16 protein-coding genes are annotated in these 20426 nt (G+C 34.6%); 3 read left to right on the top strand and 13 right to left on the bottom strand.

Annotation, left to right across the window (positions count from 1 at the left end; genetic code table 11):
* Position 1 precedes the first annotated feature (1 nt).
* Entirely contained in the window at positions 2–997 is a 996-nt protein-coding gene (locus U0D62_RS24440) for an FAD:protein FMN transferase (protein WP_322289990.1), read from the top strand.
* Between the two features lie 119 nt (positions 998–1116).
* On the opposite strand, the gene U0D62_RS24435 is transcribed toward U0D62_RS24440, so the two are convergent.
* From U0D62_RS24435 to gpmI, 3 genes are all read right to left on the bottom strand, one after another.
* Positions 1117–1884 carry a class I SAM-dependent methyltransferase gene (locus U0D62_RS24435; protein ID WP_322289989.1) on the bottom strand — a complete coding sequence of 256 codons (768 nt, stop codon included), beginning with the start codon at positions 1882–1884 and terminating at the stop codon, positions 1117–1119.
* A 96-nt stretch (positions 1885–1980) separates the two neighbouring features.
* Positions 1981–2799, bottom strand: coding sequence for a type I methionyl aminopeptidase (map, locus tag U0D62_RS24430; RefSeq protein WP_322289988.1), 819 nt, complete (start codon positions 2797–2799; stop codon positions 1981–1983).
* Between the two features lie 502 nt (positions 2800–3301).
* Positions 3302–4816: a 2,3-bisphosphoglycerate-independent phosphoglycerate mutase gene (gpmI, locus tag U0D62_RS24425; RefSeq protein WP_322289987.1), complete on the bottom strand. Its 1515-nt coding sequence runs from the start codon at positions 4814–4816 to the stop codon at positions 3302–3304.
* Positions 4817–5359: 543 nt separating this feature from the next.
* On the opposite strand from gpmI, the gene U0D62_RS24420 reads away from it, so the two are divergent.
* Positions 5360–5743: an ankyrin repeat domain-containing protein gene (locus U0D62_RS24420; protein ID WP_322289986.1), complete on the top strand. Its 384-nt coding sequence runs from the start codon at positions 5360–5362 to the stop codon at positions 5741–5743.
* A gap of 79 nt (positions 5744–5822) precedes the next feature.
* Here the strand turns inward: U0D62_RS24420 and U0D62_RS24415 are convergent, their stop codons facing one another.
* The 4 genes from U0D62_RS24415 to U0D62_RS24400 form a co-directional block, all read right to left on the bottom strand.
* Entirely contained in the window at positions 5823–6590 is a 768-nt protein-coding gene (locus U0D62_RS24415) for a M48 family metalloprotease (RefSeq protein WP_322289985.1), read from the bottom strand.
* 149 nt (positions 6591–6739) lie between these two features.
* Positions 6740–7204, bottom strand: coding sequence for a CAP domain-containing protein (locus U0D62_RS24410; protein ID WP_322289984.1), 465 nt, complete (start codon positions 7202–7204; stop codon positions 6740–6742).
* Positions 7205–7263: 59 nt separating this feature from the next.
* Positions 7264–7989, bottom strand: a complete 726-nt coding sequence (locus U0D62_RS24405; RefSeq protein WP_322289983.1) for a M15 family metallopeptidase — start codon at positions 7987–7989, stop codon at positions 7264–7266.
* A 40-nt stretch (positions 7990–8029) separates the two neighbouring features.
* Complete coding sequence (locus U0D62_RS24400) at positions 8030–8578, bottom strand: ClpP family protease (RefSeq protein ID WP_322289982.1); 549 nt, start codon at positions 8576–8578, stop codon at positions 8030–8032.
* Positions 8579–8713: 135 nt separating this feature from the next.
* On the opposite strand from U0D62_RS24400, the gene U0D62_RS24395 reads away from it, so the two are divergent.
* Positions 8714–9139, top strand: coding sequence for a GNAT family N-acetyltransferase (locus tag U0D62_RS24395; protein WP_322289981.1), 426 nt, complete (start codon positions 8714–8716; stop codon positions 9137–9139).
* A 2-nt stretch (positions 9140–9141) separates the two neighbouring features.
* Here U0D62_RS24395 and U0D62_RS24390 read toward each other — a convergent pair whose 3' ends face one another.
* From U0D62_RS24390 to U0D62_RS24365, 6 genes are all read right to left on the bottom strand, one after another.
* Complete coding sequence (locus U0D62_RS24390) at positions 9142–10587, bottom strand: hypothetical protein (protein WP_322289980.1); 1446 nt, start codon at positions 10585–10587, stop codon at positions 9142–9144.
* A 294-nt stretch (positions 10588–10881) separates the two neighbouring features.
* The gene (locus U0D62_RS24385) at positions 10882–11496 is read right to left on the bottom strand and encodes a matrixin family metalloprotease (RefSeq protein WP_322289979.1); all 615 of its coding nucleotides are present in this window, start codon (positions 11494–11496) and stop codon (positions 10882–10884) included.
* Between the two features lie 538 nt (positions 11497–12034).
* Positions 12035–13219, bottom strand: a complete 1185-nt coding sequence (locus tag U0D62_RS24380; RefSeq protein WP_322289978.1) for a gliding motility-associated C-terminal domain-containing protein — start codon at positions 13217–13219, stop codon at positions 12035–12037.
* Positions 13220–13656: 437 nt separating this feature from the next.
* Positions 13657–18087, bottom strand: a complete 4431-nt coding sequence (locus U0D62_RS24375) for a beta strand repeat-containing protein (protein WP_322289977.1) — start codon at positions 18085–18087, stop codon at positions 13657–13659.
* A gap of 14 nt (positions 18088–18101) precedes the next feature.
* Positions 18102–19169, bottom strand: coding sequence for a hypothetical protein (locus tag U0D62_RS24370; RefSeq protein WP_322289976.1), 1068 nt, complete (start codon positions 19167–19169; stop codon positions 18102–18104).
* Positions 19170–19259: 90 nt separating this feature from the next.
* Positions 19260–20426, bottom strand: a 1167-nt coding sequence (locus tag U0D62_RS24365) for a hypothetical protein (RefSeq protein ID WP_322289975.1), incomplete at its 5' end; no start/stop codon positions are given.

Below are 20426 nucleotides of genomic sequence, written 5' to 3'. Positions count from 1 at the left end.
AATGATAGGAAGAATTACAGTGTTTGTATTATTAGGTTTTTTAATTTCTTGTAAACCTGATCCCGAGTTACAACTAAATTATGCGGATGGAGAGGCATTTGGAACTACTTTTTCTATTCAGTTTATAGATAATGAAAAAAAAGACTTTTCTAAGTCGTATGATAGTTTGATCACTGTTATCAATGCTTCAATGTCTACTTATATTAAAGATTCTGATATTTCCAGAATAAACCAGGGAGATACGACCATAACAATCGATCATCATTTTAAGAATGTTTTTACAACCTCAAAAAAGATCTATGAGCAAACTCAGGGTGCTTTTGATCCCACAATTGGTGTTTTGGTAAATGCATGGGATTTTGGTCCCAAAGGTAGAGTAGTGTCTTTAGACAGTCTTAAAATCGATAGTTTGTTAGTTTCTGTTGGTTTAGATAAAGTAAGATTAACAGATGGTACAATTGTAAAAGACAACCCCAATACTTTTATAGATTTTAATGCTTTGGCAAAAGGATATGCAGTAGATGTATTTGCTGATTTTATAGAAGAAAAAGGATTTGAAAACTATTTGGTAGAGATCGGTGGAGAGATCCGAGGTAAAGGAAGTAACCTTGTTAAGAAGAAACCTTGGAAGATTGGGGTAGAGGATCCTAATTTTGATGATACGCAATCCTATAGTAAAATAATTTCGCTTCAAGACGAAGCAATGGCTACATCAGGGAGTTATAGAAAGTTTAAACTAGATGAAAATGGTAATCGATATGCACATATCATTGATACAAAAACTGGATATCCTCATAAATCGAATCTGTTAAGTGTATCTGTATTGGCCAATACGTGTATGGAAGCTGACGCTTATGCAACGGCATTTATGTCTATGGGATTAGAAGGCTCAAAGCAGTTTTTAAAAAACCATCCCGAATTTAAAGTATATTTTATTTATGAGGACGATAAAAAAGAACTGCAAACACTTGCAATCAATGCTTTTCCTGAGGAATAATTTTTTAGACACTTATGTCTAGGCTATAATTTATATCACACAGATTATAAAACCAAAACCGATAAAAGAAGTATACTCTTATGCTTTTGCGTATGCCTAAGCTTTTGCGTACAGTGTTTTTAAGGTTTATAGCACACCGGAAGTATCTCGCCAGGTGCCAGGCAATATCGGGTAACATCTTTCTCAGATAATGTGTGGGTATAATCGACCTCTTCGACCTTAAAACCTATAGATCGCAATTTTTCAAAATAATCCCTTCCGTATACTCTTACATGGTCATATTGTCCAAAAATTTTGGCTCGCTCGGTAGGATCAGTTATGCTGTCATCTTCAAAAGTGAGTTTTCGATTTAAATCTTGCGGAATTTGCAGAATTGCCATACCGCCAGGTTTTAAAACCCGAAAAATTTCCTGCATTGCTTTTGTATCATTAGGAATATGTTCTAATACGTGATTGCAAAAAATGACATCATATTCATTTGAGTTAAATGGGAGATTACAAATATCTGCTTTAACATCGGCTAATGGAGAATTGAGATCAGTAGTAGTGTAATCCAGATGATCTAGCTTTCTAAAACGCTTATAAAATGCTTGTTCTGGAGCAAAGTGTAAAACTTTTGAAGGAGAACTAAAAAAACTGGTTTCATTTTGTAAATAAAGCCATAATAATCGGTGTCTTTCTAATGAAAGTGTTGAAGGAGATAAAACGTTATCACGTTGTTTTCCGTAGCCATAAGGCAAAAATCTGGAGAAACTTCTATTATCAATAGGATCTGTAAACTTCTTTCCTCTTAAAAAAATAGCAATAACAGGCCTGATAACATAGCTTAATCGAATTAATAACGGCCTCGGTATTGTATTTAATATGAATTTAAAGAGTTTTTTCATTTACTGTTAAAGGCAATTATGCTTAGTAAGTGCAAAGTTTACATAGATGAGTTAATACATCCATTCTTATATAATAACTTTTGTGAAAACGATACGTTACACAGCTAGTAATTCTTGTCTAAAAGCATCTTCTTCATCACTCTCTATACCAAGTGCCTGATATATGTACTTAAACGTAGAAAGAATCTCTGGTTTACCATCAATAATCGCTACATCATGTTCAAAATGCGCACTAGGTTTGCCATCTGCCGTAAGAATAGTCCATCCGTCTTGTAGTTGTTTGATACGATGTGTACCCATATTGGTCATCGGCTCGATAGCAACTACCATACCTTCTATGAATTTTTTACCTCTACCACGACGACCATAATTAGGCATCTCAGGATCTTCGTGCATTTTTCTACCTAAACCATGACCTACCAATTCTCTTACAACTCCATAGCCAGCATCTTCTGTAAATTTTTGAATAGCATATCCAACATCACCTACACGTTTTCCAACCTTGAATTCAGCAATTCCAACATATAAAGATTCTTTTGTGATTTTAAGTAATCGTTCTACTTCAGGATCTATTTCACCAACCGCAAAAGTATAAGCGTGATCACCATAAAAATCATTCTTAATAGCACCGCAATCAATAGATATTATATCACCTTCTACTAGTGGAGTGTCATTAGGAATCCCATGAACTACTTGTGCGTTAGGACTCATACACAATGTATTAGGGAAATCGTATAACCCTAAAAAACCGGGAATAGCTCCATGGTCCCTGATGAACTCTTCTGCTAATTTGTCTAATTGTAATGTAGTTACACCAGGTTTAACTTCTGCAGCTAACATTCCTAATGTCTTGGATACAATTAATGCACTCTCTCGCATTAATTCTATTTCTTCACGTGTTTTAGTAATAATCATAGGCGTAATAAACTATTCCTTTTTTAAAGAAAAGCAAATTTACAAAGAATATATAGGATTCAATCTAATGGATGGTATTAATCCTCATAAGAATGTTTATAAGGTGTTCCAGAAACTATAGTTAACATATTTTTATAGAGACTCTTTGATAAATCAATGTAAAGGCAAATTTATTTATCTACACTAATAGTCATTTCAACAACAAAAACGATTTACCTATCGAATAATTTAAAAAAAGGTGTATCTAACCTATAAATTTGTGTATATAATTTAAAATCAAGATGTCATGAAATTTTTATACCCCATTTTAGTAATGAACTTTAGAATTTGTATTAATTTTTTAAAAGAACTCCCCAGAGCATCTAGTTATGCTATATATAGGTAAAATATAAGGTAGAGTTGGTTTATTTTATATTGATTTTTATGGTTAAGTTGAGCAGGAAAGAGCAGTAATCAATCTTCATTTGATACTGCTCTTTTTTTATTTAAAAAAGGTTTTTCATTAAATTAATGAATGCTGGGTCATAGCAACTGGCTGTTTTACTCCTATAAGTTTTAGAATTGTGGGAGCTATATCACCCAATACTCCATCTTTGATCTGTATTTGATCGTTATCAATTAGAATTACAGGAACAGGGTTTGTAGTGTGAGCAGTATGTGGAGATCCATCGGGATTAACCATAGTTTCACAATTTCCGTGATCTGCAATCAAAATGGTAGAATAGCCATTTTCTAATCCACTTGTAATAACATCTTTTACGCAAATATCCACTGCTTCACATGCTTTTATAGCAGCTTCCATAACTCCAGTATGTCCTACCATATCTCCATTAGCAAAGTTAAGGCATACAAAATCAGCTTCTCCTTTTTCTAATTCAGGTACCAAAGCATCTCGTAATTCATAAGCGCTCATTTCTGGTTTTAAATCATAAGTAGCCACTTTTGGCGAATTACGCAGAATTCTGGATTCACCTTCGAAAGGTTCTTCCTGTCCTCCAGAGAAAAAGAAAGTAACATGCGGATATTTTTCTGTTTCAGCAATTCTGATCTGTGTTTTACCAGCTCTAGATAATACTTCGCCAATGGTTTCTGTAATATTATCCTTATCATAGATTACATGTATACCTTTAAAATTTTCATCATAATTGGTCATGGTAACATAATACAAAGGCAGTTTATGTGTATTATACTCGTGCATATCGTTTTGAGATAGCATCTCTGTAAGTTCTCTACCACGATCTGTTCTAAAATTAAAAAATATAATTACATCACCTTCTTTTATCGTTGCAACTGGCACTCCATTTTCTTGCATGATAATAGGCTTGATAAACTCATCTGTGATATCATTATCATAACTTGTTTGAATACTTTTTGAAGCATCATTACTAGTTTCACCAACTCCATTAACGATTAAATCATATGCAAGCTTTACACGTTCCCATCGTTTATCTCTATCCATTGCATAATACCTTCCAACAATAGATGCCAGTTTTCCTGTGGATTGTGACATGTGGTTTTGGATATCTTCGATATGACCTTTTCCTGATTTGGGATCTACGTCTCGTCCATCAGTAAAAGCGTGAAGAAATACGTTTTGTAATCCAGAAGCACTGGCAGCATCTAACAATCCTTTTATATGATTAATATGAGAATGAACGCCTCCATCACTTACTAATCCTAATAAATGAACATTTTTATTGTTATCCCTGGCATAGGTAAAAGCATCAATTAATGCAGATTCGTTTTTTAAAGTGTCATTTTTAATTGCCATATTAATTTTGGCAAGATCTTGATATACAATTCTTCCTGCTCCTAAATTCATATGACCTACTTCGCTATTACCCATTTGTCCCTCTGGTAATCCTACGTGTAAACCGTCTGTTCTTAATGAAGCATTTGGGTAGGTGTTATATAGACTATCAATAAAAGGTGTATTGGCGTGATCAATTGCAGATACTTTAGGATCTGGAGAAGTGCCCCATCCGTCAAGTATCATTAGTATAACTTTTTTATTCATTATGTTTCTGAAATTTAAAATTTTTGGTTGGTTGGCAACAGGATTAATACCCCTAATGCAAAAAAGCAAGTGGCAAAATTACAATATAGTATACAAGCACCCAAAAAAGTTATGAGGTGTCTCCTTTAATTTGAAGCGATTACATTTAGTTTTATGATACTTATTTTGTGAAATCCTTAACTTTAATACGTTTATAAGGTTAAAAATGAGTTATTGTTGGATTTTTTTTGGCTTTATGTGATAAAAATGTAATTCATTTGTTATATCAATTTATTAATCATTAAACATAAAAAATGTTCTCTTGAAAGGAGTTTAAAAAAATGACTCCTTTTTAGAATTAGTCATCAATCGAAAGTCCATCTATCAAACTATTGGTAGATGGATTTTTTTTTGTAATACCAGATCTGTTGCAGATTTATGAAAATATTATGTTAGAAAAGGTTAAAGTTCTGTTATTTGGATTTTTGAAGGTAACGAAAGTTGGGGTAGTGTAGTCTTTTATTATAGTAAGCCAATAAGTTAACCCGTAAAATTAAGAGTATTATGAAAAAAACTGCTTTAGCCATGATAGCCATGGTTATGTGTATTTCTTTGTTTAGTGTAAATGCTGAAGCAAAGGTGACTTCTAAAAGTCATAATTATGATCTAACTGTACAAAAAGTAAATACCTTTTGTATGGCAATAGTAAAAGGGGATGTAGTCACTGTAAAAAAAATGATTGAACTTGGTAGCGATGTAAACGAGAAATCTAGAGGTATGACACCTTTAATGTATGCTGCTCGTTATAATCGTGTTGATATTATCAAGTTATTAGTGAAGAAAGGAGCTAATATTAAAGCGAAAGATGGCCAAGGATACAATGCAATGAAATTTGCAAAATTATCTAACGCAAAAGAAGCAATGGCATTACTTAAGGAATTGTCATAGCAATTTATCCCTGATTTTATATCAGGTTTAACATTAGATGTATGTAAACTCTGTTTGTGATCGCATAAACAGAGTTTTTTTATTGTCCTTTATATTCTCTAATAGCTTCTCTAATTTTTTCTATACGATTATCGGGATCAGGATGTGTACTTTGAAATTCTGGGGTTCTATTGGGACCAGCAGCATCTTTCAAAATTTTCATTACACCAATCATTTCTTCTGGGTTATAATTGGCATTGATCATAAATTGAACTCCAAGCTTGTCACTTTCAAGTTCATCATCACGTCCGTTGCCTAATAATACATTTTGACCGATACTACCTACAATTCCGCCTGCATCAGCACCTACTGATGCCCCTGTTGATATAGTTTTCCAGAACTCGTGTTCTGCAATTCGTTCTGCAGAGTGTCGTCCTAAAACATGACCTATTTCGTGACCCAAAACTCCTGCTATTTGATCCTCATTTTGCAATTTTGAATATAAGGCATATGTGATAAATATTTGACCACCTGGTAGTGCAAAAGCATTTATTGTGTTGGGATCAGCTAATAAATGAAACTCATAACGATAAGGAGTGTTTTTTGCCATACTTGAACTCACTAACCTATATCCTATTTGATCGATATAACCTTGTAACTTTTGATCCTGATATAATCCACCATGCTGTTGAGCCATTTCGGGAGCACTTTGTAATCCAATAGCGATTTCCTGATCGCTGGTCATGTTTATATTCTGTACTCGTTGAGTATATGGATTTAAGGTTTTATTGTTACATTTTTTTATAAATGCAAAAGCAACTATAGCCAGTCCTATTAAAATCCTGATTTTTAAACCACCACGTCTCATTTATTCTTGTTTTTTACTTTTTAAAGTTACTAAATAAAAAAGTTGCTTACTAATAAAATGTATGAAACACTTATAGTAAGCAACTACTAGAGGTATTGTAGGTTTAATAAACCTGCAAAGTGCTAACAAGCATAGTTAAGCATGCATGGTTAGCGATAAAATAATTGAGTATAGAAATATTTTCCTTGCCCATTCTTTATAGCGGCTATACCTATATGGGTATAGTTACCTTCAATATTTGTTCTATGACCAGAACTGTTAAGCCATCCTTCAAAAACAGCAGCAGCGGTAGGATAGGAGCTGGCAACATTTTCTGCAACAGCAGTAGCATTTTCTTTACTACTTAATTCTTCTCCTCTCGAGCTCAAATGATCATGGCTAATTTGATCTTTTGAAATCATATAATTTGTATGATCTACTGCCAGATTTTCTGCGGTTTGATTTTTTGCTAAGGCCGATAAACCTAAACCTTGCCTATGTTCGTTTACTAATCTTAAAATTTCATCAGCCACTGAAATTTCATTTACAAATTCTATTGTATCCGAATCATCGGATTTTGAGCAGGATAGTACTGTCAAACAGGAAACTATCACTAAGAAATACCTTTTTAGCATTATATTTTTGAATTGGGGTTTGCTTTATATTAACTTAAATATAGCGAATTTAGTATGTATTATAATAATTTTGGGTTGATGTCAGATATGTTTTCATCAATATATTTATGGATAAAATCCTTAGTAAAATGATTACTTCCCATTAGATCTGCCTTCTGTAACTCGGTTTGAATATCGAGTTTTTGATAAGACTTCAATAAGGGTTTTGAAAGTGGTGCATATGAATAGTGCCAAGGTTCATATTTGAAACCTTTTCTTTCTTTTTTGTCGGTATATACCAAATAAAAGCCATAGTGATTAGCATTAGCATCTAACCATTCTTTGAACTTACAAAATGGACCATCGCTTTCAAAGTTTTCTGCTAATAATAACCCTTTAGGTTGAGGAGGATTACCATCTACTATATCAATATCAGTACCCCAATGATGGCGGGATGTGCCAGGAATTGTAGAGTATTCTATTATTTTTTTTATAGTTTGTATAGGAGATAACCCATTTGCTGTAAATTTTTTATACTTACGTTCCCATATCCTATTTTGATGCGCATAATTGCGATAACTGGAGACGACTTTAATCTTAAATCCATTTTTGGCAGCTTCGGTTTTCATTTTTATAAAAGCTTCGAAGGCCTCTTTTCGTAATTTATATCCTTCTCCATAAAGAGTAGGATTACTTTTTCCCATTAGATCATCTTTAGAAAATTGAGATTGAAATAATGAAAAAGAAGACATAGAGAGGCCAATAAACCCAAAAGCATTAATTTTTATAAAATTTCGTCTTAACATATTAACCGAAAGTAATGATTTTACTTTTAGTTGAAATTACCTATTCAAGTATTCCATCTATAATACCATAATCAAGAGATTCTTGTGCATCCATCCAGTAATCCCGATTAAAATCTTTCAATACTTTTTCTATATCCTGGCCACAATTATCAGCAAGTATCTGAGCACTCAATTCTTTGGTTTTAAGAATTTCTGTAGCTTGTATTTCTATATTAGAAGCTTGTCCTCTTGCACCACCACTAGGTTGATGAATCATTACTTTAGCGTGAGGCTGAATAAATCTTTTTCCTTTTTCACCGGCACTTAAAAGAATAGAACCCATAGAGGCGGCTAAACCTGTACAGATGGTTGAAACCGGACTTTTTAATGCTTTTATGGTATCATACATAGCAAATCCTGAAGTAACATAACCTCCTGGGCTGTTTATATATAGTTTAATTTCATTGTCATTGATCATGTCTAGATACATTAATCTATCGATTACGTGTTTTGCAGATTTATCATCGACTTGACCCCATAGAAAAACACTGCGTTCTTCTAGAAATTTTTTATCAATCAGATCTTGTGTTTTTCCTGATTTGTCTTTCATTGTAATGGTTTTAATTAGTATAATTTTAAAAGTAGAAAACTTCTTAAAATATTAATGTTTTGCACTTTTTTAATTTTTATGAATTCTTTTGATAGTAGAGATAAATGTATAATTATTTTTGCAGAAAATCACCATATGGATTTAGCATTTCACAAAATTTTAAAACAAGATTTTCCTAAAGCATTACCCTTGATTCAGAAATTAATGAATCATCAGCTTACTGATGAAATATTAATTGAGCGTTTTGATGAAATGTTTGATCAGAATTATGAATGTTGGGGAGTGTATTCTGAAGATAAGTTGATTGGTGTTTTTGGATTATGGTTTATGACTAGACATTATGCTGGACGATCTTGCGAACCTGATCATGTTTATATTGAAGATGATCATCGTGGTAAAGGAATAGGGAAGAAGGTGTTTACCTGGATATATGACTATGCGAAAAGCAAAGGGTGTGAAACTTCAGAGTTAAATAGTTATGTGGTTAATTATCCTTCACATAAGTTTTATCTTAATGAAGGATATGAAATATGGGCGCATCACTTTGTGAAAAAGCTTTAAATTTAAAAATCCGTAACAGTAAAATACCAATCTACATCATCTATAAATAGAGTAGTATTGAAATTAAGTCTTACATAAGCTTGCACAGTGAATGTTGTAGTGGTTTGTGCAGTAACTTGCATTGATGACTGAAAAACACTTGGGTCATTTACCGTTAATTGGATAATATAATCATCAGTACTTCGTGCGGTATTGAGAGTAACAGTATAATTGCCTACACCATTTCTAACAACTGAAGCTCCTTGTATTCTTAGGGGCGTTCCATTTGTCGCAACCTTACCCATAGCCTTTATTGGATTTTCAAAAAACGCTCCGCTATCCGTACCTGAGGTAATACTATTATTAGCATCAGTACTTACTACAGTAACTGCTCCTGATCCACCAGAATTATTAACTTGTTCCCAATTGGTACCATCACTTTTAATGCGTAATATGGTCTGAGCATTAATTGTTGTTTGGTTTGTATTGGTGACATCGACATACGTACTAATTGTTCTATTATTATTGGTACTGTTTTTTATTACATAAACTCTTCCTTCACAAGTATTAGCATTTGGCAAGGTGATGTTATGAGTTCCGGTTATTAGAATAGTATGGTGATCTTCTGTTAAAGTTAAATTTCCTGTAGTACTAAATATAGAAGTAGAAAAAGAACCTTCAAGTTGCAGAGTAGAATTGGCAATATTAAAACCTACAGAAGAGTCATCATAATCACTATCTACAGGTACTTCTTGAGGGTTTAAGTTAATACCAAACCTGGTTGTGGCATCTGCAGTATTATTACTTCCTTGAACTCTAAAAAACTCACGGTTAAATTGCCCGCGTCGATAATCATAACGTTTAAATATAATAGGTTCAGGACCATCATCTCCAACAATAAACTCTAATCGCCCATCATTTGCTGGACCAGCCGATCCAATTTCGAATAAATCAGTACCTCCAGAACTTCCTTTTAGTCTAAAGCTTCCATTGGTAGTTGTAAAAAACATAGGCTTGTAAAAGGATGCTCCTGAAGAAGCAAATTGAAGGGCTGAAGTACTACCGTTTCCATTTACATGTACCAGTGGTTGATCATTATCAGTATAATCAGGGAAACCCTGAACTAATCCAAGTGTTTGCCTTCTTCCGAATTGTAGTATAGGTAAGTTATTTGACCTGATTTCCATGGCAACATCATCGGTGTGACCTAAAAAAGAAGTAGTTGGTAGTCCGTTGTTACCAGTTACTAACCAATTATCATTACTAGCGCCGACCCAATTTGTGCCGTCAAAAACAAATATACCTCCAACCTCTAGGTTGTAAAGAAGAGATCCTGTAGAAGCACCGGTAACACTGTTCATTTCTACAGTGGTAGCTGCTGTGGGGAGACCTAGAACCGAATTGACATCTAGTTGAGCGTAAATATTAGAAAAAAATAAGGTTAAAATTAGGGGTAATAATCTTTTCATACACGTATTTTTTCTTGAATTTACTAATTATTTGTTAAAATAGTTAGCAAAAGACGATTTAATTCATTGTTTAATAACGTTGTACGGTTTTTTTGAGGGAATATATAGATTTTGAAGTGTTGTTAAATTATTTAAATCTAATTGAAGAAAGATTCTTGATAAAGAAGGTTTAATAGATATAAATAATTATATGTAAATCGATGTAGTATAGTGTCTTAATAAAAAAAAATAACACCCAAAACCTATAATCTTTGCTGATTAAAATTAAGGTTCGGGTGTTACATTATTAAGGGGCTAATCTGCTTCGTTTATTTCAGTGATGCGGTTTTTCATTTGTGCAACTTGTGAAGGATTAAAATTTCTTCTTAAATATGGATTAACCAAACACATTATGTTGCTTTCTGTAGATGTATGATGTAGGCCAAGAGAGTGGCCAATTTCGTGAGGACTGGTTGTTTTATGAATATGCTCGTCTGTTATTAGTACTCGTTTATTACTTCCCAAACCTGCTAGAGCTATAGTATTAGATCTTTTCATAATATATATATTTAATCTGTCGGGACGATAAGAACTCTGGGTTTCTGATAAAAAGGTACTTAACTCATTATTTCTGTTGTCTTTTAAATCATAAAGTTCATCACTAACAAGATTTAGAGTATTTCCTAGAACAAGACCGATATCATTTCTATGAAAATAAGAACCATTAAGAGTTTTAATGAATTCCTGTTCATTTAATTGATAAATATTTTGATTTGGATTGTGAGAAGGTAAAACATAAATGATGTCTACGAGAATTGTTTTTTCTGGAGCATCAACAAATACTTGTTCGATGTTTAAAGGGATGTAGTCATCTTCTGCGGCACAGGCAATAAAAAGCCATGCCAAAGCTAATAATATAGTCGGTTTCATAGGTAATTTGGGAATTGGTTCTACAGAGTACTGTCTCTTAATTTATTCTAAATAATGAGTAAACAAATTGTTGATTTAAGTAAATAATAGTTCATTTAAAGAATAATAGATTCTTTAATATTAGATGTAGCATGCGACTTGAGGCCTTAATCAAATGAATAAGAGTACATACTTATTTCTAAGTGTCTTTAAATTGACGATTGTAGTAAGCTTTCGAGGATATTGCCGTACGTCTAATAACCTTTAAAGATGTATTGATTTCTTACGAAATAATACTAGAGAAGTGATTAATAAAGAAATGTTTATTGGTTCACTTTGGGGCGACAGGTATACAATGTGGGGTGAGGATATGTACCTGATATTTATATAGTTAATTTACTTAATGTAACCCAAAAAAGGCGAGAAAAGCATGTTAATTAACATATTTTTTCCGCCTTTTTTGGATTTTATTAATAACTGTTTAGTATTTATCAAAAAATGATAAACAAAACATTGTTTTTTTATCCTAGTAATTTCTTATTATCTGTGTATTAGTGTTTTATCTGTTGATGTAAACGTAGCCAGCTCTATCTTTTTCTCCTCTTATTTTTAATATATAATAATAAGTTCCAACTGGTAACTCTTCGTTTTTAGCTATAGTAACTCTACCTTCAGATACTCCTCTAAATCCTCTAGATGTATCTTGTACTTCGTGGTATTTATCTTGTTGATATACTAAAACTCCCCATCTGTTGTAAATAAATACTTCGTTATCTGGAAATTGAGCTAATCCTTGAATAATGAAAGTATCATTAAGACCATCATCATTAGGAGAAATTGCTGTAAATATTTCTAAATCACCATCTAATAATGAACTAGAAGTACCAAATGTTAATACTACATAATTATCTGGAACAAAAGGTAATGAAGTAATCTCTCCATTATTAAGATCTCCAGTGGTACTAATGTTTCCTAAATTAACCCATTGACCAAGATTTTCATCCCAACCTACAACTCTTAGATCACTTAGATCATCTACTAGAGTTGGGATATTACTGTTATCATCCCAGGTTAGGGTCACTGAAGTTTCTACATCACCATTTAAATCCCAAAACTCAAATATACTGATACCAAATAGTAAGTCACCAAAATTGTTAGTATCAAAACTTCCAGAAAAGTAATTAGGTGAATTTGGGTTTTCAAAGAAATAGGCTCCTTTAGCGGTATTAACTGCCGCATTGTTTTCAACTCGCATAGGTCTTAACCTAAAATCATCTCCAACTGGAAAAGTAAAATCTAATACACCAGTTGTAGATGCGTACCCGTCAACAAATCGATCATCGTTTGCTCCCAAATACGGAGCATCATTAATATAGTCTAAAGATACATTAAGATCATTTCTAGGCGTTTGAACTCTACCATTAATAAATTCTTGAAAGTTATTTACTCCAACTCCAACTTCTAATATAAGATCATTAGGAACATCAACTTCCATATCATGAAAAATTGGTCTGTTAGTACCTGAAACAGTAATATTCTGAGTTGGGTTGTAGAAACCAGCTAATCCTACATTTTGATCAAAATCTCCATCATTAATTACGTCAACATGAAATCCGATTTGACCTTGATCGTGGATTTGTACACTTCCAAAATTATGGAAAGCTTCTTGTGACATTAGGGTTATACTGGAAATCAGTAACAAAAATGTGGATAGGTTTTTAAAAGAGATATTTTGGGGTAACATTGCAATTATGGTTTTACAGTATTTTTTATACGGCTAATATAGTTAAAAAAAACAAAACAAAACGCGTTTTTTTCAGAAGAATTACGTTTTATGTCGGTGAATGACCTGTTTTTGACGACGAAAGGTGTTTTTGTGTTTACGATTCAAAATAATGTGTTTATAGTAATTACGGGAAATTTCATTCTTTTTTTATAAAAAATGCAATTTGTTGGGTGCTCAAATTGATATTTCCAGTATTGAGACGAAAAATAATGAATAAAATAACAATTATGCTAATAATTTATGCTAAATTTTAGAGATATTTACTTGGATAAACCTTTAACACAGGCAATTAGGAATAGAGAGCGTAAAATAGTAGAGATTTTTTATGGATTAAGAGAGTTTTTAAATAAGTTACATAGCACTCTTTAAAAAACAAGAAATAAAATCGAGTCGCCTTAATTTCTGTTTACTCTGTAAGTAATCTTTCTATTGGTAATTACTGTTGCCGCCCTTAAAGAGAATGAATTCCCAAATTCTGATGTAGAATTGGATATTGTCGCTGTTGTGGTGATGATACTACCTACAGGTATTCTGGAGGGTAAAGTAATGCTAAAATCAAATCTATTAGTATTATCGGTATTACCATCGGCGTCAATATAATTTGATACTGTAGCGTCACCGTCAGAAGCACTCCCTTCGATAGCAGAGCCTAAATAAATTTGCCCTTCACCATAATCCTGGGATAAACCTAATTGATTATCACCTGCCGTAGCCGTACCTTGACTTATATCAGTCACAAAAAACTCAATAGTAGCGCCTGGTCTTGCCCAACCAACAACTCTTAGGGATGTTCCTGAAATTGTAGCAGTTTCAAAAACAGGAAAATTAGTACTTCCGTTAGGACCGTTATCAATATCGCCATTATCATTAATAGTAACGCCATCGTTATTTATATCAATACCTAATGATGGTGTAATGGTTCCATTAGCAAAAATGGAATTTTGAGAAATAAGATTTCCAGAAGTGTTTCCCCCTGTCAAATTGATCCCAGAGCCTCCATTATTATTAATGATATTGTTAGTAACTGATGTGTTGCTATTATTTAATAGAACTCCACTGGTTTCTGTACAGCTATTATCACTACCGGCTGTAGTTATAGTATTTTCAGTAATAGTAATATTTCCTTGATCGTCAAATATACCTAAAGCAGCTGATCCATCAATAAGATTGTTTTGTATTACAATACCACTTCCATTAACTGCACGTATGTTATATTCACAATTTCTAAAACCATTATTTGAAATTTGATTGTTTTGAATAATTGTTGAAGTTCCGCCGTTTATAGAGATTCCGAAATCTGTATTGGATGCTATATAATTTCCATCCAAAGTTACACCACCTCCATTAATTTCAAAACCATCATCTACATAACCACCTACACCAACAGTCCCAACAACACCTAACGCATTAACACCCATTAGGTTTTGAGTTATTAGATTGTCTGTGCCAGAATCTTGTCTAATGGCTCTTCTATTGCCACCATAAACGGCTAGATTACGTAAAACTACATTTGAGGCTTGCAATTGCAATACATCTCCAAAATCACTTCTAACTTGGATTTCAGGAAGGTTATAGTTAGGTAGAGTAGTAGCAGATGTTCCTACAGTGGTTCCTCCAGATCCAACCGTTCCTATATTAGTGTCTCCAGAATAAGCCGTTTGAGTTCTACCATCTATGTGAGTGGCATCTCCCGTGATGGCATTCAAAGGTGTGCTGTTCGGAAGATTAATATCAAAAAAGCCACTTCCAAAATTAGTATCAGCTGTCCTTCCTAGAGGGTCTCCTGTTGGAGGGATCATAAATATAGAAGTATCTTCTCCAGCTGCTGGATTAAAAATACTATTAGCTTCTATGTCTAGTCCTGTTTCGTCTAGAGCGTTTGCATTAATAATAAACTGCCCTAAGGAACCTTGTCCATCAGAATTGGTATTAACAATTGTATTAAAGTTAAAACCAAAATCTAAATCTACAGCTCCTTCTGCAAGAATAGAAACACTAGATATGGTTTGAGCTCCTGTCAATATACCAGCAGCAACATCTTCTGCTGAAGGATTTGCTCCACCAATTTCATTGGTAACATTAGATAAGGTACTTGAACTAAAATTTTTTCTAAAAGTTTGTACTGGTAAACAAGAGACACAGGTAGAACCTCCGCCACGTGTAGAATTAATGGTGTTGTTTACAACTCTAAGGCTATAATCACCATTGGCCATCCCTCCAATATTATATTGACCATTGATATCAGTAACATCAGAATCTTCAAGAACTCCAGAGTTATTATAAAGTTCTACAGTTACTCCTTGAACGCCTGCTCCCGAAGAAGTAACTAGATCTCTACCAGCTCCACCAGGGTAATTAATATCTTCAAAAACAGTACCTGTCATAAGGTTACTTGGCACTTTAAGAACTACAGCATTAAGAATAACAAAATCTCCACCTACTTGAATGTTAGTAGTAGCTGTAGATTCTCCTTGAGCAATAAAGGATGAAATGTCATAAGTATCAAGATCTATTCCTCTACCATTTACATTATTAACAATGGGAGCAACGGTATTATCAAAAATTGTTGAATTAAATGGGTTATTCGGAGTTCCATCATTATCACCATCTCCATTTAATATATTAGTCCCAGAACCTGTTGTAAGTGATAGTATTTCATTGTTATCTGTTCCAGGATCTCCTTCCCAGGAAAGTATCGAAGTTTTAGAACCAACAGAGCCTATCGCAAAGAATCCACTTAGCGTGTAGTTGGTAGTGGCATTTTGTTCTCCATCAAAACCATTGTACAAATTAATACTAACAGCGGGCAAACTAAGCTCTTCATAAAAGATCATTAAACTCCAACCACCTAAAGTAGTATTTCCTCCACAATAAAAAAAGGTGTTATTTGTATTATCCACTGTAAGTCCTGAAAAATCATAAGTATTAGTAGATGGGTTTGCAATACCTTGTATTAAAGTGGTTACATCGCTAACCATTCCAAAATATGGTTGAGTACCGAAAGTTGCTTGATTTACAATGTTAGCTGTAATTGCTTGCCCTTCAAAAGTGACGTTTACGTCAGGAGTAGCACCAGAATGCGCCCAAAATAATAAAGCTCTTTCTATTGTTGCAGTACCTGGAATAGTAGTAGTTAATGTGTTTGATGATGAGGTAGTAATAGAACAAGTATTAGCATCACTGTCTCTCAATGTTCCTCCAGTTAGTGCATAGTCGTATCTACCATTAAATTCATCAAAAAGGGTTAAAGGTTGATTTACAGGTATAACATCAGTAATAGTTCCTATTCCTTGCGCGTCAGTAATAACAACCGACGGATCACTTATACCGCTTAAATTCACAAAAAATGTTTCTGTTGGTTCTGCAAGAGCATCCACAACTATAGAGACGGTTATAGTTCTTGTTTCAGGAGCAGTTCCTGAAAAAGAAAGTGTTCCTGTTGTAGCAACATAGTCAGGACCATTTAAGGCAGAGTTATCAGCAGTGGCAAAATTTACAGTAAAACTTCCAGCTGCATTCGAACCTGTATGAGAAACCGTAAATGTCATGGTTCCTATAGCTTCGTTAACCGAAACATCATCAATAGTTATAGCAGAATCATTATCTTGAATGGTTACTTCACCTTGATTATCACTTACAGTTACTATGGTATTACTAGGAGTTCCTAAATTAATAAAGAAGTTATGATCTGCTTCTACATCAGTATCATCTACTATAGGAATAGTAATTTGTTGTGTTTCATTAATAGTTCCTGTAAATGTTAAAGGAGAACCAGTAGCACCAGCAGCAGTATAGTCGGCTGGATCTGTAGCAGAGCCATTAGCAAAAGTAAAGGGTAGGGTAAACCCACCAGAAACACTAGCCCCAGATAGAGTAACCGTTAGAGTGGCTGTTCCATCTGCTTCGTTAACTGTTATATCATTGATTGCAATAGAAGCATTATCATCATCAGTAATGGTGATCTCTCCTTGTCCATCTGTAATGGTAACAGAAGGATCACTAACATTAGCAAGATTTACGAAAAAGGATTCTGTAGGTTCTGCAAAATTATCATCAATAATTGATATGGGTACTGTCAACGTTTGATTTTCAGGGCTTGTTCCAGAAAAAGTGATTGTTGGAGCAGGAGCTCCCGTTGCAGTATAATCTCCTGGTTGAGTAGCTGTATTGTTGGCTGTAGAGTATTCTACAGTAAAACTACCAGAAGTACTTGAACCTGTATGACTAACTGTTAGATTAGCAGTGCCTGCATTTTCATTTACAGTAACATCACTAATCGAAAGTTGAGGATTGGCAATAGTTCCAGTAAATAAAACATTGTCCATTGCTACCGTTTCAAAATTTTGCCAATTTCCACTTCCAGAGATAAACCGAATAGCAGAGCCTGACGAGATTTGAGAAGCAGTTAGTGTATGAGTAAGTGTTGTGCCAAATCCATTTCCAGTGGTTAACACAGTTTCCCATAATCCTGTAGTATTATTAAATAAATCGATATCAACTACTTCATTTCCGGCAATTAAAAAATATTGTACAGAAAGAGTAACGGAGGAATAAGCAGATAAATCAATGGTTCTACTAATACTGCGTCCATCCATATTAAAAATTTCGAGATCATTGAAACCACTTACAAATATTCTACCTCCAAAAGGAGTCCCATCATCTCCACTTTCAATCCAACTTGTGGTCCAGGCTTGATTTCCGTCACTATTATTATAAGCTACAGTACTAAAAGTATCAGAATAGGTATCTTGAGCATTAATAAAGGGTAGAGGTATAAAAACAAAAAGAAAAAGAATGCGATATGTCAAAAAACGTGGGTTTTTCATGTGGAATACCTTAATTATTTAACAACAAATACAACATTGATTAAAGTATTAAAATCTGGAGGAGTTGCAATAATATCATATGTCATAACACCTTCATTAGCACCATCTCCAGTTCCTCCAATAGAAATATTGGCAGGAGGCCCAAAAACTACGGGATCTGCAAAAGTCACGTAGTAATATAATTCACTTCTGGAATAAGTCGGTATCGCTGCTGGAGCTCCATTACTTGCTGCAGTTGGCGTTCCAAACTGAGTAATATATTCTTGATAAAGATCTACCGTTCTGTTATTCCCAATTGTTGATGCATCGATAGCAATTGATGGAGGGTAGAATATCCTAGCAGCTTTGGAAGTTATAGGAGCAATATCCTGTATAACATCTTCAACGGTCGCTTCTGTAGCACCGTCTCCATCTACATCTATAGGAGTATCAGAATTAACTTCTGAAGCAGTTTGATCATCTGTATCGAAGCTTGATCCGTCAACCCAGTTCGTTCCCGTAACAGTTGAAGAAAGTACTTGGTTTAATGAACCAGCATCACCGCTACTATCTGTAAAACTACCTGTTACGCTAATATTTCCTTGGACGGCAGTATCATCTTGAAGCTGTATGCCTGATGCACCCGATATTTGAGTTACATTTCCTATAGAACCTAACTGAAAAGCTTGATTGCTAAATGCCTGAATATTTGTAGCATTAAGTTGTAATGCGTTTAAATTATTAAAAGTTAAAGAATTTCCTCCTCCATTTACGGTTCGCGTTCCTGTCAAAGTACCATCAGCAGTATAAAATGTAGTAACATTGGGAAGAACCACACTGTTTCCCCCTGAAATAGATAAAGTGCTACCAGAGAGAGAAAGCGTTTGATTATCCGTGCTTAGTTGCCATCCAGTACTAGTAAATCGGTATATTTCGTTGTCATTTAAATTAAATACAACGGATCCTATATTTGGGCTAACAATAGCATTTATCTCTGTTAAATCTGCAGCCGTAGGTAATCCCATTAATGAATTAGCATCAATTTGAGAATATCCGGAGAATGAAATAATAAGACTTACTATGCCAATTAAAATTCTTTTCATTTTGATATGTTCTACTTTTTCCCTTCCAATTTTTGAATATTTGATTTGATAGAATTAATAAAAGATAAGTGATATAATATTTCTTATAAATTAAAAATCAAATACTGTAAACATGAATTCTAAATCAATATCATCTTTTTGATTAGTTCCATTATCACTATCACCAATATTAACTCTAAATCCTGTGGTTGTTTGGTTGTAATAAGTTATACCAGGATCATCATAATTAGCACCAGTATTCCCAGGACAATCTCCATTACAATCTGTGATAGATAATTGGATAATGTAGTTTGCATCAGGCATTGCTGAAGTAAATGTAACTTGATAATCTCCTTCGTTTAATCTTGAAACCGTAGCGTTTAATATTTTTAATGCAGTTCCATTACCTGAAACTTTCCCCATTGATTTAACAGGGCTAACGAAGAAAGCTCCGTTATCAGTACCAGCAGTAATTTCATTATTAGCATCGGTGCTTACTACATTTAGATTTACAGTATTTCCTCCACTTATAGAAACATTTCCAGGGGTTCCATCGGTAGAAAGTGTTTGATCATCCGTTGCAGGGTCACCTTGTGCTCCGGTTGCACCCGTTGCTCCAGTAGCACCTGTTGGTCCAGTAGCACCTGTTGGTCCAGTAGCTCCGGTCGCTCCATCAGTACCATTTGTTCCGTTAGTTCCATCAGCACCTGCTGCTCCGGTTGCACCCGTTGCTCCAGTAGCACCTGTTGGTCCAGTAGCACCTGTTGGTCCAGTAGCTCCGGTTGCCCCGGTCGCTCCATCAGTACCATTTGTTCCGTTAGTTCCATCAGCACCTGCTGCTCCGGTTGCACCCGTAGCGCCTGTTGGTCCAGTAGCTCCGGTTGCCCCGGTCACTCCATCAGTACCATTTGTTCCGTTAGTTCCATCAGCACCTGCTGCTCCGGTTGCACCCGTTGCACCCGTAGCACCTGTTGGTCCAGTAGCTCCGGTTGCCCCGGTCGCTCCATCAGTACCATTTGTTCCGTTAGTTCCATCAGCACCTGTAGCTCCGGTTGCACCCGTTGCTCCAGTAGCACCTGTTGGTCCAGTAGCTCCGGTTGCCCCGGTCGCTCCGTCAGTACCATTTGTTCCGTTAGTTCCATCAGCACCTGCTGCTCCGGTTGCACCCGTTGCTCCAGTAGCGCCTGTTGGTCCAGTAGCTCCGGTTGCCCCGGTCGCTCCATCAGTACCATTTGTTCCGTTAGTTCCATCAGCACCTGCTGCTCCGGTTGCACCCGT

The organism is Aquimarina callyspongiae (assembly GCF_034322225.1).
Classification (GTDB): domain Bacteria; phylum Bacteroidota; class Bacteroidia; order Flavobacteriales; family Flavobacteriaceae; genus Aquimarina.
This window is presented reverse-complemented; position numbering and strand designations above follow the sequence as displayed.